The sequence below is a fragment of the Pseudomonas sp. 15C genome, assembly GCF_055484735.1.
Window position 1 is genome coordinate 1 of sequence record NZ_JBUDGD010000030.1, and the last position, 11,947, is coordinate 11,947.

The window sequence follows — 11,947 nt, forward strand, 5'->3', positions numbered from 1 at the left end:
TGCGGAAAGCGGTTTGCATTACAACCGCCACCGGTATTACGACCCGAGGCTGGGGCGGTACCTGACACCGGATCCGATCAAGTTGGCCGGTGGGTTGAATCAGTACCAGTACGTGCCGAATCCGACGGGGTGGGTGGATCCGTTGGGGTTGAACTCCAACTGCCCGCCGCCGGGAACGCCGGGTTGTGAGGTGCCGGGTGGGATTGCTGGGGTTAAGGTTGATGAGGGGGAGCCTGATGCACCAACGCCTAAGAAAAAGCAGGAATACCTGTACCGAGGAGACTCAAGAGACCCGTCCGATGTTTTTGTGAACGGATTCAAAAGCAAGGGAGACAGCGAGGACTTATTCCTCCACTCCATTGATAGCGATTTTCCTCCAAGCGGCTATATCAGCACCTCCCCCTCTAGAGACGTGGGAAAAGAGTTTGCTACCAGCTTTTTTACAAAAACCGGGTTTCTTTATACCTTGAAGAGAGTCGAGGGTTATGATTTGAAGCAAGAATTAGGAAACCGGTACAAATTTTCCCGAGAACAGGAATTCGCCGTTCCAAAAGTTATCAAAAATGAAGATATTCTAGGCGCCACGATAATTATTGATGATGGGCGTGACTTTGGTTACTCCATCCCGAATCCATATAGGAAAATTGACAAATGATTTCGGAGTTCAAAATTATCGTAGAAAAAGAACATACAATCAAAGATGTAGTTTTGATTTGCGACAGCGAGAAAATGAGCATAACTCTAAGCCTGGACGGATTATCGCCAAAAACATACACCGGCAAAAATTTTTATCACTGCTTCGGCTTAATCCGCAAGGACAACCCTCTAGTAACTTTCTTTTGCAAAGGCTCAAAGTTGAATGTTCACCCCTCGAGCTTGTCATCACAAATGTCTCTTGGATTAAAAGCTTATGAATTGACAAATGGAGCAGAACCATCACTGAAAGACGTGGTATCGATATTTGACTACGAAAATGAAAACCTAACAAACTCACCTGAACTACAGAGAGAATTTTTCTTACAGTGGATAGGGTCTTAGGGGAGAAAGATATAATTTTCACGACAAAATTGACAAATGGCGCCCATATAAATTTTAAGAAAGACGCAAGCCGAGCCTTAACCAACACTACGTAAAGACGCTTTCTAGAAATAGATCGGCAGTGTAAAAGAAACACATGAGCAAGACCAAGAGCAATATCACCAAGGCTAAAAACTATTACCACCCCCACAGAGCACGAAGCATTTTTTAAACAAAAAAATGCAATCCAGCTAGCTAATCAAATCATTGGACTAGATATTTTTTAAACCCGGAGAAAAGGATGAGTGAACAAAATGAAACTTTGGATACTCTGATACATGACTTTATTTCTATGGTAGAGACAAGCACGCTGCTACTTGAAAAAAAATTTGGCACTCGAGACATTCGAAGGCTTTGGCATACCAAGGCGATAAAGCGTCGCGGAAGAGTCACTCGAGGCGTTAAATATGAATTGCACGGCATTGGCTGCCGTATCAATCTATCGACAGGAACCGTAGATTTTGACTATGGACCTAATGGTGAAATCAATGGGTTTGACATTTGGCGTTTATACATTTTTGCCTGTGAAAGACCATCTAAATATAGAAAATATTGCGACAAAGAAACAATCAAAAAAGAATTCGCCGAACATATAACTCAAAAAAAGATTAAGAAAATCTCTTTCGTTAGCAACTTATATATATTGGCCACCTGAAAGAAACCGAAAAAAATAAAACACATATAATCATGCCGACTTCCGCATCTGCCTACGAGACAAACACCAAACTTCGCAACATAAAAATCATTAGAAATATTGGCAAAACTATTTTTGAGACAAGAGCGAACGAAACATGTCAGCCGAAAAGACTCGATACCGATCGACTGGATAATCATAAAAGACCATGAGTAACAATAATGATAAGTCTTTAGAAGATTTGATAAAAGACTTCCTCAGCAAAGTTGAGAAAGGAACAACGCTTCTACAGAAAAAATTTGGTACAAAAAACATTCTTAGACTCTGGCGAAGTGGCCAAATAGAGCGCTGCGGGGGAATTAACGATAGCGTTGAGTATGAGTTGCACGGTGTAGGCTGTGCCATCCACTTTCCCACAGAGTTAGTAGATTTCGATTACGGCCCAAATAACAGGACCGACGGCTTTGACGTGTGGCGTATTTATATGTACGCCACCGACAGGCCTGAAGAGTACAAAAAATACACTGACAGAAACTTTCTTGAGAATGAGTTCAAGTCTTATATAGCTTCAGGCAGAATCGAAAAAATGTCGCCCTCCGATGACCTCTATGTACTAATCGCCCCGCCTGAAAACTCTGAAAACGAGACTTAAGCACCTGCTGTCTCTGGCGTTTATGCCAAAGTTCAATTGTTAAAAACCTCACTGATCATTTCAATCTCTGAAAGAAAGAACAGCATGGCTCGCAGATGACTAAGAAATATCCCGCGCATATTGTCGAAATCGACCCAATCATTGAGGAAATGCTACTGCTCAGCGTCAACGGTGTGACTGTGAGATGTTTCGCAGGCCACTGCCCGTCAGTCATCGAAGTAGGTGAGACCTACTCAGCCGAGTTCGAAATGGTGTTGCCGGACGAAATAGACATCTCAAAATGTGATGGCAGCGAAACACGTGTCGAGATGCTTGACGACGGTTTCTCATGCGAGATCCACGGGCGCTTAGAAGGCGACACGCTCAAGTCGTTCGTCGAATTTGCGGATCAAGATATCCACTTCGATTTTCCGCACCTCAATGGTCAGTATGTAAAAATCAGAGCACAAAGAATCGACGTCTCGTTCTGAAGAGCTGATTTTCTGAAGGGCCTGCTGAGTCAGGCCCTTAAACCATAACTCAAACTCTTAACATCCCCTCACTGCTCATCCCCATCCTCTTCATACTCCATATCCGCCTCATCCGAATCATTCAACGGCACCGTCGCATCATCCATCAACGACCCCGGATCCTCGTTCCCCGGATCATTGATAAACGGCTGTCCATTCGGGCCCTTCTCTTCTTTGCCTTCGGTTTCAGGAGTCATGGCGAACCTCTTGATCGCGTGGATGTATGACGTTCGAAACGCCCTGCCGCCAATCGTTCCTCTTTCCAACTGCCAGACACGAAAAACCCGGCGCCAGGCCAGGTTTCCGTTGATCAATCAGCGATGTTTATTTTTGTGTTTGTTCTTGTGCTTATGGCCGCCGGAATGAGAACCACCGTCGTCGTCGCCAAGGTTGTTACCGACCGCACCGCCCGCTGCGCCGCCTAAACCGGCGCCAATAGCAGAGCCGGTAGAACCGCCGAGGCTGTTGCCGACGACCGAGCCGCCTGCGGCGCCAAGACCGCCACCAATCGCGGCCTCGGTGCGATTGCGTTTGTCCGCGCCGACAGCGCTGCCGGCCGCGCCGCCAACACCCGCGCCGACCGCTGCGCCCGTGCTGCCGCCGAGTTGTCCGCCAACCACATTACCCAGCACACCGCCGAGACCACCGCCCACGGCAGCGCTGCCGTCTCCGGCCGCCATTGCGCCCTGCGCCACGAACAAACCGAAAAACAGTGCAGATAATGACAATCGCATTTGAACCTCGCAGTTCCCGAATCGGGACGTTCCGCCCAAGCGGGGCGTATGCAGATTGGAGATGATTTCTGGCGAAACGTTCAGCCATGAAAAAGCCCGACATCAAGTCGGGCTTCTTCTGACCAGCCAGCAGGCTCAGTGGCGCTTGTGACCTTTGCCCAGGTTGCTGCCCACTGCGCCGCCGGCGGCACCACCCAGACCTGCGCCAATAGTGGCACCGTTCCGGCCGCCCAGGCTATTGCCGATCACCGAACCACCGGCTGCACCGACACCGCCGCCGATCGCCGCTTTGGTGCGGCTGCCCTTGCGTGCGGCGACTGCGCTGCCCGCTGCGCCCGCGACGCCAGCGCCGATTGCCGCACCCGTGCTGCCGCCCATTTTCTGACCGACTACGTTACCCAGCGCGCCACCCAGGCCACCGCCCAGCGCAGCGGTGCCGTCGCCGGCAGCCATTGCCCCTTGAGCAACCAGAAGGCCAAGAACCAGAGCAGGCAGTGTTAAACGCATGACAAAAACCTCAAATAAACGGGATGAACAAGAAGGGCCGGGATTTAATGCGCTCGGCGCGGGAAAGTCCAGACGCACGCGATAGCGTCGTTTGGACCGCGATCAGAGAAAAGGTTTTATGCCAGGCAAAAAAAAGCCCGCTGGGGAGACGGGCTGGAGACTTGCTTTCTAACGGATGGCTTCACCCTACGTTGACCAACGTGAAAAGTTTGTGAAAAAAAACCCACATTTATGTCAACGCCATGGGCACATTTCTGCGCTCGTAAAAAACCCCGTTCGATGACGGGGTTACGGGGCAAAATCACTTTCGGGTCCTTGCCGTGATCTTGGGCAGAAACTTCGCCTTGGGCCCTTTGGGGACCACAGATTTGATTTTGCCAATGCTCACCGGATCTTCGCCAAAACCCGACTGATACTCCGACTGACCGCAGCGCACACAGTTGTTGAAGGAAAACTCAGCGCCATCGTCTTCGACATACGGACCTGTCATAGCCTCTCCCCTGCATAACCGGGCCGATACCGGCAAAACAGTTTTGCCTGAAAAAATCGACCCTCAGCGCTTTTGAGACTAGTCGGTCACTACTGGACTTGCCGTTCAACAATGCTGATCACCGACGAGTGGATCAAGCGTTATGACGACAGCGATCATCCCCTAAAGATTTTCTTTAAACGGCCGTTGCCCTGATTCCTACAAATGAATCTCAAGGAGAGATCATGCAGATCAACGGATTCCCGAACATGCCAGTCGTCAAACTCACGGACGAGCAGATCGCAGCCGGCAAAGCCGCTGCGGAAAAACTCAAGGAAAAGATCGCCTCGGGCGAGATCACCATCAAATACCCGGATAAACCGCTCTTGCAGCCGGGCGTCGTCTATCACCCCAGCGAGCCAGCCCCATCGGCTCAACCTGACGGCTCACCGCCTCTTGTCGCCATTGATACACCGCTGACCTATGACTCAAAAGGTACGGTGATTCTCAAGCCTCAAGGCTGATCGACGCGGCCAAGCCCATTCCTTATGTGAATGGGCTTGGCCCTGACGGCGATGATCAGCGCAGCTTCACCGCCGTTCCGGTGACAAACACCACCACCATGCCACCCTTGCCTGCCGGCATGCTGATCTCAAAATCCACGCCCACCACGGCGTCAGCCTGCAATGCCCGCGCACGATCCTTGAGTTCATCGGTTGCCTGAATGCGAGCTTCCTTTAACGCTCGTTCCAAGGTCTGCGACCGCCCGCCAAAGAAGTCGCGCATGCCCGCGAACATATCGCGGATAACGTTGACGCCTTGCACAGACTCGGCGCTGACAATGTCCAGATAGGCTGTGATTTGTCGCCCCTCGACGGAATGAGTGGTGGAAATGATCATGAGAAAAGTCCTTTTATTGCAAAAGTGAAAGCCGCGATTGTAAGGCCGATCTACTCGATTGAAGCAACGACACCAAACCAGGATCCTTGTGGCCTCAATTGCATTTAACCACCCACAACTGATCGATCCTCGTCGTAAAACTCGAACTCATCATTTCCCGCCGCATCCCCCAGGCCGGATCCGCCGGCACGCTTGCCGCGCGCAGCGTCCCGCTACCCCAGCGCTGATTGATCCGATCGAGAACGCCCATCACCTTCTCCGCCGCCTGCGGTTGTGCGTCAGCAAACAGGTCCTGGGTAAATTCTCCGGGCTGACGCAGGTCCATCAACAACACCTCTGCCTTGCTGTACTTGAAGCCCGGCCTGAACAACTGGTCAATCGCTTCGCTCGCCGCCGTGCACAGCAAGCGCACGTCGTTCGTGGGGTAAGGCAGCTCGATCAGCGCGGAATTGGCGTACTTGGCCTCCTCCGGATTGAACATGCCGGTACGAATGCTCACGCGAATCTTCTTGCATAACGAGTTCTGTGCACGCAGCTTTTCTGCCGCGCGATGCACATAGGTCGCCACCGCTTCCTTGATCGGTTCGATTGTGGTCAGGCGTTTGCCAAACATGCGGCTGCTGCAGATTTCCTGCTTCGGCGGCTCCGTTTCCGACAGTTCCAGACACGATGTCCCACAGAGTTCGCGCGCGGTCTTCTCGATCACCACGCTGAACTTGCGCCGCAATGTCCACGGATCGGCCTTCGCCAGGTCCATCGCGCTTCTGATCTGCATGCTTTCGAGATGAGCCTTCATCCGCCGACCGACGCCCCACACGTCACCCACGTCGGTGTTGCGCAGCACCCAGTCACGTTTGACCGGGTCGCAAATATCGACAACGCCGCCGGTGTGCGCCTGCAAGCGTTTTGCGGTGTGGTTGGCGAGCTTGGCCAGCGTCTTCGTCGGCGCGATGCCGACGCCGACCGGGATACCGGTGCGTTTGAACACGGCAGAACGAATGGACCTGCCAAACGCCGTCAGATCGCCAGGAATGCCACTGAGATCAGCGAAGGCTTCATCGATGCTGTACACCTCGACGGCGGGCACCATGGACTCGATGATCGTCATCACCCGTTCGCTCATGTCGCCATACAGCGCGTAGTTACTGCTGAACACCTGGATGCCGTGGCGGCGCAGATCATCGCGAATCTGAAAGTACGGCGCGCCCATTTTCACAAAAGGTTTGGCGTCGTAACTACGCGCAATAACGCAGCCGTCGTTATTGCTCAGCACCACGATCGGCGTCTTCGCCAGATCAGGTCGGAAGACCCGCTCGCAGCTTGCGTAGAAGCTATTGCAATCGATCAGCGCAAAGACCTGGTCACGATTTGCCATGATCGCGCACGCTGTAGGTCACCACGCCCCAGATAACCAGCTCGTCGCCCTCCATCACATAGCGCGGCGGGTACTTACTGTTGGCCGACAGCAAGATAATAGTGTTGTCGCGCAGGTGCAGGCGCTTGCAGACCGGCTCGGAGTTGAGCCCAGCGATAACGATATCGCCATGCTCAGCAGTGCGGCTGCGATCGACAATCACCAGATCGCCGCAAAATATCCCGGCATCGCGCATGCTCTCCCCTTCGATCTTCGCCAGATAAACGTGCGGCGCACGAATCTCGAAAACCTCATCGAGGGAAATGTGCTTTTCGATGTGATCGGCCGCCGGCGAAGGAAAACCCGCAGGAATCTGAAACGAATACAGCGGAAGCTTTTCGCCGGCGTCGGCAAGGGAACCAAGGAGGGTGACGCTCATGTGACGAACCTGATAGTGAGTTTACTGTATGCGTATACAGTAAACGCGGGGCGCTGAGGTTGGTCAATGAGGTGTGTAGGAGATTTCGACGGGTGACAGGGTTTTGTATAACTTTTGGGGAAGGACGGATTTTGCCATCAGGCGTGCGCTTCACGATCAAGAACGTCTGCCACCCATTGATTGATGCTCTTGTGCGCCAGCTGTGCTTTTACGGCAACGGACGCGTGCAGGGCTGGAGCCAGACGCAGGCTTAGATTTCCCGAATAGGGCTTTTGCGGCGCACGACCGAGCTTGGCGCAGGTTTCGACGTAATCAGTGACGGCCTCCTGAAACGCGTGTCGTAGTTCTGCGACCGACTCACCATGGAATCCAACGACGTCTTTGATACCGGCGATATGGCCGACAAAGAGGCCGTCTTCGTCACTGTATTCGATTCGGGCGGCGTAGCCGTTGTGGTTCATAACACTCAAAGAAGACTCCTGCTGGCTCGCGCCCTGTTTGGCACCGCAATGAGAATATCGGGTGCGTCGGATCGGAGTTGTAGGAAAAATCTGTGAGTTGAGTAAGGAGGTACGGCTTCTGCTCTTAACTGGTAGGTGCTAAGTGTCGCCTTTTTCCAGACACCAAAAACCACAAACCCCCGATTTTCTCCAGGAAAATCAGGGGTTTGTGTTTACTGAATGTGGCGGTGAAGGAGAGATTCGAACTCTCGATACAGTTTCCTGTATACACACTTTCCAGGCGTGCTCCTTAAGCCACTCGGACACTTCACCGTATCTCTTCAAACATGTTCTGTCTGTCGAGGCGCGCTAATGTAGTCGAAAGCTTTTGCGATGGCAAATTTTTTTTCAGAATTTTCATGCGGTTAAGCGAGAAAACATTTCCGGCTATCAGCAGGCCATGCCAAACCGGCCAATCTCCGGTGGGCTCCGTGCTTCCTTATAGAAGCAAACGCCTCGTTGCGCAGGTAGAGACGGGAATCGGTGACTGCCGGGTCAGTCACGGCGCTTTACCTGGCCTGCGGCGGTGGGTAACGTCTGCCCATCTTTCTAATAAGGAATAGCGTCATGAGTGAGCTGATTGCCTACCACCTCGAAGACGGTATCGCGACCCTGACCCTGAACAACGGCAAGGTCAACGCCATCTCGCCGGATGTGATTGCGGCGTTCAACGCGGCGCTGGATCAGGCGGTAGCTGATCGGGCCGTGGTGATCATCACCGGGCAGCCGGGTATTTTGTCGGGTGGTTATGATCTGAAAGTCATGACCGCCGGGCCGAAGGAAGCGGTGTCGCTGGTGACGGCCGGTTCGACATTGGCGCGTCGCCTGCTCGCTCACCCGTTCCCGGTCATCGTCGCTTGCCCAGGGCATGCGGTGGCGAAAGGCGCGTTCATTCTGTTGTCGGCCGATTACCGGATTGGCGTCGATGGCCCGTTCAGTATTGGTCTGAACGAAGTGCAGATCGGCATGACCATGCACCATGCGGGTATTGAGCTGGCGCGTGATCGCCTGCGTCGCTCGGCATTCCACCGTTCGGTGATCAACGGCGAGATGTTCGATCCGCAAAGCGCGGTCGACGCTGGTTTCCTCGACAAGGTGGTCTCGGCCGAGGAGTTGCAAGGGGCGGCCCTCGCCGCCGCGCGTCAGTTGAAGAAGATCAACATGACGGCGCACAAGAACACCAAGCTGAAAGTCCGCAAGGCGCTGCTGGAAACTCTCGATAACGCCATCGCGATGGATCAGCAGCATCTGGGCTGACCCTCGGCGAATGCAGAGCACAAGAAAAGCCCGACCGTCGTGTCGGGCTTTTTCTTACGCCCGTTGTTGAATATTTCCGAGTGGCTCTAGGACGCGCCTGACAGCCACCACTGAAACATGCGCTTAAACATCGCCTATCTCCGCACTCTATAGTGGCAATTGCCGAAAACAGTGCACATCCGTACACTGCGCCACCTTTTGTCCCGATGGGCCTGAAAATGCTGTTCTTGTTTCGTATGTTGTTGATGGGCCTGCACTTTATTCTGGCTGGTGTGCTCGGTGTGATTCTCGGACTTTGCCGTCCGTTCAATCCCGACAACAGTCGCCTCTGTGCCCGCCTCTACGCACTGCCGGCAATGTGCATTTTGCGCCTGCGGGTTAAGACCGAGGTCAACGGCCTGATGAACAAGCCCGACAGCTGCGTGATCATCGCCAACCATCAATCCAACTATGATCTGTTCGTGTTCGGCAATGTCGTGCCGCGGCGTACCGTGTGCATCGGCAAGAAGAGCCTGAAGTGGGTGCCGCTGTTCGGGCAGTTGTTCTGGCTGGCCGGCAATGTGCTGATCGACCGTGGCAACGCGCACAAGGCGCGCCAGTCGATGCTCACCACCACTCATACCTTGCAGAACGAGGACACCTCGATCTGGGTGTTTCCCGAAGGCACGCGCAATCTGGGTGAAGAACTGCTGCCATTCAAGAAGGGCGCGTTCCAGATGGCCATCGCCGCCGGCGTGCCGATCGTGCCGGTGTGTGTCAGCAGTTACGTTAAACAGATGCGCCTCGATCGCTGGCGCAGCGGCGACATTCTCATCCGCTCGTTGCCGGCGATTCCTACCGCCGGCCTGACCATGGACGACATGCCCAGGCTGATCGATCAGTGCCGCGAACAAATGCGCGAGTGCATCGAATCGATGGATCGGCAACTGCAAGCCGCGTGAAACCAAACCCGCCCTGTGCGGGTTTTCTTTTGCCGGCTGAACTGTGCAGATTTCACTGACTCTCAAGCAGCGACACGGCTAAGCTGATGCCGTGAATCCCTGCCACCTGCCAAGAAGAAGTGAATCACCACCATGGGTCGAGTTGTTGCTGCTGCGGTGTACAGCGAAGGCAAGAAAGTTAGCGATATTTCCATCGACGAAGGCGCGGCCTGGGCGGCAAAATCCGGCCACTTTGTCTGGATCGGTCTCGAAGAACCGGACGCTCAGGAACTGTTCAATCTGCAACGTCAGTTCAACCTGCACGAACTGGCTATCGAAGACGCCCTGGAAAAACACAGCCGGCCGAAACTGGAAACCTTTGGCGATGCTTTGTTTATCGTCACCTACTCACCGGTGCGTGAACATGGCGTTCTGCAGTTCATCGAGACGCATATCTTCGCCGGCAAGGGCTACATCATCACCGCGCGCAACGGCCATTCGGCCTCCTATGCGCATGTCCGTCAGCGCTGTGAGGCACGGCCCCTGCTGCTGGAACACGGCGAAGATTTCGTCCTGTATGCCTTGCTCGATTTTGTCATCGAGAATTACCAGCCGGTGGGCGAAGCGATTCACGCCGAGATCGATGAGCTGGAGCGCAACGTCTTGTGTAGCGCGTTGAACGAGCGTGACATTCAAAAGCTGCATGGCTTGCGCCGTGATGTCGTGCGCCTGCGCCGATATGCAGCGCCGATGGTGGAAATTGGCGAGGAGCTGCAAAAGCTGAGCTTCCCGTTTATCGACAAGAACATGCGCCCGTACTTTCGTGACGTGCAGATTCATGTCACGCGGCAGATGGAGGATCTCAGCACGCTGGCCGACATCGCCAGCCAGACCATCGAGATTGGCGTGTTGCTCGAGGCGTCACGGCAGAGTGTGGTGCAGCGCAAGTTCGCCGCGTGGGCTGCGATTCTGGCGTTCCCGACGGCAGTGGCGGGGATTTACGGGATGAACTTCGAGAACATGCCGGAGTTGACCTGGCACTACGGCTATTTTGCGGTGTTGGGGTTTATTACGGTGGGGTGTGTGGGGTTGTGGAGGAGTTTCAAGCGGTCTGGGTGGTTGTGAGACAGACCGGGTTGGCCGGGCGAATCGCTAGCAGGGCTAGCTAGCTGTGCTCCCACATGGGATTTGCGTAGCGACGCAGCCCCCTGTGGGAGCCAGCCTGCTGGCGATGTTGCTTGATGTCAGACGGTTTCCGGCTTGTGCGCGACGAAACGCATCATCCATTCCGCGACCGTCGCGCCGTGGTGCTCTTGCTCAAGGCTCGCCACGCCTTGACTGTAGATCTGCGAACCCAGCGCTTCCTGACGCAAATCGAGCAGTGCCCGCGAATAATCGTGAATGAATTCCGGGTGCCCCTGGAAGCACAGCACCTGATCGTTGATGTGATACGCGGCGAACGGGCAGAATTCGCTGGACGCGATCACCGTGGCGTTTTCCGGTAGCGCGGTGACCTGATCCTGGTGGCTGATCAGCAGCGTCAGTTCTTCGCGCACCGGGCTCATCCACGGTGCCTTGGCCGCCAGTTTGTATTGATGCGTGCCGACGCCCCAGCCTTGGGTGGCGCGCTCGCTTTTGCCGCCCAGCAACAATGCCAGCAGTTGATGGCCGAAGCACACGCCCAGCAGCTTGTCGCCACGCTGGTAGCGGTTGAGCAGGTATTGCTTGAGGGTCTGGATCCAGGGATCGGTGCCGAACGAATCGGCCTTGCTGCCGGTGACCAGATACGCATCGAAGCTCAGCTCATCGCTTGGGTAGTCGCCCTGCATCACGTTGTAGACGGTGAACTCGGCGGCAATCGGTTGCTGCGAGAACAGGCGCTGAAACATCTGCCCGTAACCCTGATATTGGTCGACCAGTTCCGGACGCAGGATGTCGGTTTCCAGAATGCAGATGCGTAGCGACATAAAAAATACCTGACACGTGATGGGAATA

At 54.2% G+C, this 11,947-nt stretch carries 18 protein-coding genes and 1 tRNA gene; 9 read left to right on the plus strand and 10 right to left on the minus strand.

Annotated elements, in window-relative coordinates:
* The 5 genes from ACYYKW_RS16205 to ACYYKW_RS16225 all read left to right on the plus strand — a co-directional run.
* On the plus strand, positions 1 to 655 hold a 655-nt coding region (locus ACYYKW_RS16205; RefSeq protein WP_464990544.1), incomplete at its 5' end, for an RHS repeat-associated core domain-containing protein.
* Positions 652 to 1,038, plus strand: a complete 387-nt coding sequence (locus ACYYKW_RS16210) for a hypothetical protein (RefSeq protein WP_464990545.1) — start codon at positions 652 to 654, stop codon at positions 1,036 to 1,038. The genes ACYYKW_RS16205 and ACYYKW_RS16210, both read left to right, overlap by 4 nt.
* 280 nt (positions 1,039 to 1,318) lie before the next feature.
* Entirely contained in the window at positions 1,319 to 1,732 is a 414-nt protein-coding gene (locus ACYYKW_RS16215; RefSeq protein ID WP_093103123.1) for a DUF6896 domain-containing protein, read from the plus strand.
* A gap of 187 nt (positions 1,733 to 1,919) precedes the next feature.
* Positions 1,920 to 2,363 (plus strand): DUF6896 domain-containing protein, encoded by a 444-nt coding sequence (locus tag ACYYKW_RS16220; RefSeq protein ID WP_464990546.1) that lies wholly within the window; start codon positions 1,920 to 1,922, stop codon positions 2,361 to 2,363.
* 95 nt (positions 2,364 to 2,458) lie between these two features.
* Positions 2,459 to 2,833, plus strand: coding sequence for a hypothetical protein (locus tag ACYYKW_RS16225; protein WP_093103128.1), 375 nt, complete (start codon positions 2,459 to 2,461; stop codon positions 2,831 to 2,833).
* Between the two features lie 68 nt (positions 2,834 to 2,901).
* Here the strand turns inward: ACYYKW_RS16225 and ACYYKW_RS16230 are convergent, their stop codons facing one another.
* The 4 genes from ACYYKW_RS16230 to ACYYKW_RS16245 all read right to left on the minus strand — a co-directional run bounded on the left by ACYYKW_RS16230 (position 2,902) and on the right by ACYYKW_RS16245 (position 4,603).
* On the minus strand, positions 2,902 to 3,069 hold the full coding sequence (locus ACYYKW_RS16230; RefSeq protein WP_172833288.1) for a hypothetical protein: 168 nt from the start codon (positions 3,067 to 3,069) through the stop codon (positions 2,902 to 2,904).
* A gap of 117 nt (positions 3,070 to 3,186) precedes the next feature.
* A complete protein-coding gene (locus tag ACYYKW_RS16235; RefSeq protein WP_090282530.1) occupies positions 3,187 to 3,606 on the minus strand; it encodes a YMGG-like glycine zipper-containing protein in 420 nt (139 codons plus the stop codon).
* Positions 3,607 to 3,741: 135 nt separating this feature from the next.
* Positions 3,742 to 4,113: a hypothetical protein gene (locus ACYYKW_RS16240; RefSeq protein ID WP_016773803.1), complete on the minus strand. Its 372-nt coding sequence runs from the start codon at positions 4,111 to 4,113 to the stop codon at positions 3,742 to 3,744.
* A gap of 301 nt (positions 4,114 to 4,414) precedes the next feature.
* Positions 4,415 to 4,603, minus strand: coding sequence for a hypothetical protein (locus ACYYKW_RS16245; protein ID WP_336356811.1), 189 nt, complete (start codon positions 4,601 to 4,603; stop codon positions 4,415 to 4,417).
* Positions 4,604 to 4,827: 224 nt separating this feature from the next.
* On the opposite strand from ACYYKW_RS16245, the gene ACYYKW_RS16250 reads away from it, so the two are divergent.
* On the plus strand, positions 4,828 to 5,106 hold the full coding sequence (locus tag ACYYKW_RS16250) for a hypothetical protein (RefSeq protein ID WP_336356812.1): 279 nt from the start codon (positions 4,828 to 4,830) through the stop codon (positions 5,104 to 5,106).
* A 55-nt stretch (positions 5,107 to 5,161) separates the two neighbouring features.
* Here the strand turns inward: ACYYKW_RS16250 and ACYYKW_RS16255 are convergent, their stop codons facing one another.
* The 5 genes from ACYYKW_RS16255 to ACYYKW_RS16275 form a co-directional block, all read right to left on the minus strand.
* The gene (locus ACYYKW_RS16255) at positions 5,162 to 5,482 is read right to left on the minus strand and encodes a YbjQ family protein (RefSeq protein WP_016773801.1); all 321 of its coding nucleotides are present in this window, start codon (positions 5,480 to 5,482) and stop codon (positions 5,162 to 5,164) included.
* Positions 5,483 to 5,576: 94 nt separating this feature from the next.
* Complete coding sequence (locus tag ACYYKW_RS16260) at positions 5,577 to 6,857, minus strand: Y-family DNA polymerase (RefSeq protein ID WP_464990547.1); 1,281 nt, start codon at positions 6,855 to 6,857, stop codon at positions 5,577 to 5,579.
* Positions 6,844 to 7,275, minus strand: a complete 432-nt coding sequence (locus tag ACYYKW_RS16265) for a LexA family protein (RefSeq protein WP_090282525.1) — start codon at positions 7,273 to 7,275, stop codon at positions 6,844 to 6,846. The genes ACYYKW_RS16260 and ACYYKW_RS16265 overlap by 14 nt, the downstream gene beginning before the upstream one ends.
* 137 nt (positions 7,276 to 7,412) lie before the next feature.
* A complete protein-coding gene (locus tag ACYYKW_RS16270) occupies positions 7,413 to 7,736 on the minus strand; it encodes a type II toxin-antitoxin system HicB family antitoxin (protein WP_418951651.1) in 324 nt (107 codons plus the stop codon).
* Between the two features lie 222 nt (positions 7,737 to 7,958).
* A tRNA-Ser gene (locus tag ACYYKW_RS16275) sits at positions 7,959 to 8,048 on the minus strand.
* A gap of 294 nt (positions 8,049 to 8,342) precedes the next feature.
* On the opposite strand from ACYYKW_RS16275, the gene ACYYKW_RS16280 reads away from it, so the two are divergent.
* The 3 genes from ACYYKW_RS16280 (at position 8,343) to ACYYKW_RS16290 (ending at position 11,077) form a co-directional block, all read left to right on the plus strand.
* Positions 8,343 to 9,032 carry a crotonase/enoyl-CoA hydratase family protein gene (locus ACYYKW_RS16280; protein WP_090282522.1) on the plus strand — a complete coding sequence of 230 codons (690 nt, stop codon included), beginning with the start codon at positions 8,343 to 8,345 and terminating at the stop codon, positions 9,030 to 9,032.
* Positions 9,033 to 9,250: 218 nt separating this feature from the next.
* A complete protein-coding gene (locus ACYYKW_RS16285; protein ID WP_464990548.1) occupies positions 9,251 to 9,973 on the plus strand; it encodes a lysophospholipid acyltransferase family protein in 723 nt (240 codons plus the stop codon).
* Between the two features lie 132 nt (positions 9,974 to 10,105).
* Positions 10,106 to 11,077, plus strand: coding sequence for a magnesium and cobalt transport protein CorA (locus ACYYKW_RS16290; protein WP_464990549.1), 972 nt, complete (start codon positions 10,106 to 10,108; stop codon positions 11,075 to 11,077).
* Between the two features lie 119 nt (positions 11,078 to 11,196).
* Here the strand turns inward: ACYYKW_RS16290 and ACYYKW_RS16295 are convergent, their stop codons facing one another.
* Positions 11,197 to 11,919, minus strand: coding sequence for an amidotransferase (locus ACYYKW_RS16295; RefSeq protein WP_464990550.1), 723 nt, complete (start codon positions 11,917 to 11,919; stop codon positions 11,197 to 11,199).
* Positions 11,920 to 11,947: the final 28 nt, after the last annotated feature.

What these genes read in the sequence shown, in the direction of transcription:
- ACYYKW_RS16210 (WP_464990545.1), top strand. Translation starts at nt 652, where the DNA reads ATGATTTCGGAGTTCAAAATTATCGTAGAAAAAGAACATACAATCAAA.
- ACYYKW_RS16215 (WP_093103123.1), top strand. Translation starts at nt 1,319, where the DNA reads ATGAGTGAACAAAATGAAACTTTGGATACTCTGATACATGACTTTATT.
- ACYYKW_RS16220 (WP_464990546.1), top strand. Translation starts at nt 1,920, where the DNA reads ATGAGTAACAATAATGATAAGTCTTTAGAAGATTTGATAAAAGACTTC.
- ACYYKW_RS16225 (WP_093103128.1), top strand. Translation starts at nt 2,459, where the DNA reads ATGACTAAGAAATATCCCGCGCATATTGTCGAAATCGACCCAATCATT.
- ACYYKW_RS16230 (WP_172833288.1), bottom strand. Translation starts at nt 3,069, where the DNA reads ATGACTCCTGAAACCGAAGGCAAAGAAGAGAAGGGCCCGAATGGACAG.
- ACYYKW_RS16235 (WP_090282530.1), bottom strand. Translation starts at nt 3,606, where the DNA reads ATGCGATTGTCATTATCTGCACTGTTTTTCGGTTTGTTCGTGGCGCAG.
- ACYYKW_RS16240 (WP_016773803.1), bottom strand. Translation starts at nt 4,113, where the DNA reads ATGCGTTTAACACTGCCTGCTCTGGTTCTTGGCCTTCTGGTTGCTCAA.
- ACYYKW_RS16245 (WP_336356811.1), bottom strand. Translation starts at nt 4,603, where the DNA reads ATGACAGGTCCGTATGTCGAAGACGATGGCGCTGAGTTTTCCTTCAAC.
- ACYYKW_RS16250 (WP_336356812.1), top strand. Translation starts at nt 4,828, where the DNA reads ATGCAGATCAACGGATTCCCGAACATGCCAGTCGTCAAACTCACGGAC.
- ACYYKW_RS16255 (WP_016773801.1), bottom strand. Translation starts at nt 5,482, where the DNA reads ATGATCATTTCCACCACTCATTCCGTCGAGGGGCGACAAATCACAGCC.
- ACYYKW_RS16260 (WP_464990547.1), bottom strand. Translation starts at nt 6,857, where the DNA reads ATGGCAAATCGTGACCAGGTCTTTGCGCTGATCGATTGCAATAGCTTC.
- ACYYKW_RS16265 (WP_090282525.1), bottom strand. Translation starts at nt 7,275, where the DNA reads ATGAGCGTCACCCTCCTTGGTTCCCTTGCCGACGCCGGCGAAAAGCTT.
- ACYYKW_RS16270 (WP_418951651.1), bottom strand. Translation starts at nt 7,736, where the DNA reads ATGAACCACAACGGCTACGCCGCCCGAATCGAATACAGTGACGAAGAC.
- ACYYKW_RS16280 (WP_090282522.1), top strand. Translation starts at nt 8,343, where the DNA reads ATGAGTGAGCTGATTGCCTACCACCTCGAAGACGGTATCGCGACCCTG.
- ACYYKW_RS16285 (WP_464990548.1), top strand. Translation starts at nt 9,251, where the DNA reads ATGCTGTTCTTGTTTCGTATGTTGTTGATGGGCCTGCACTTTATTCTG.
- ACYYKW_RS16290 (WP_464990549.1), top strand. Translation starts at nt 10,106, where the DNA reads ATGGGTCGAGTTGTTGCTGCTGCGGTGTACAGCGAAGGCAAGAAAGTT.
- ACYYKW_RS16295 (WP_464990550.1), bottom strand. Translation starts at nt 11,919, where the DNA reads ATGTCGCTACGCATCTGCATTCTGGAAACCGACATCCTGCGTCCGGAA.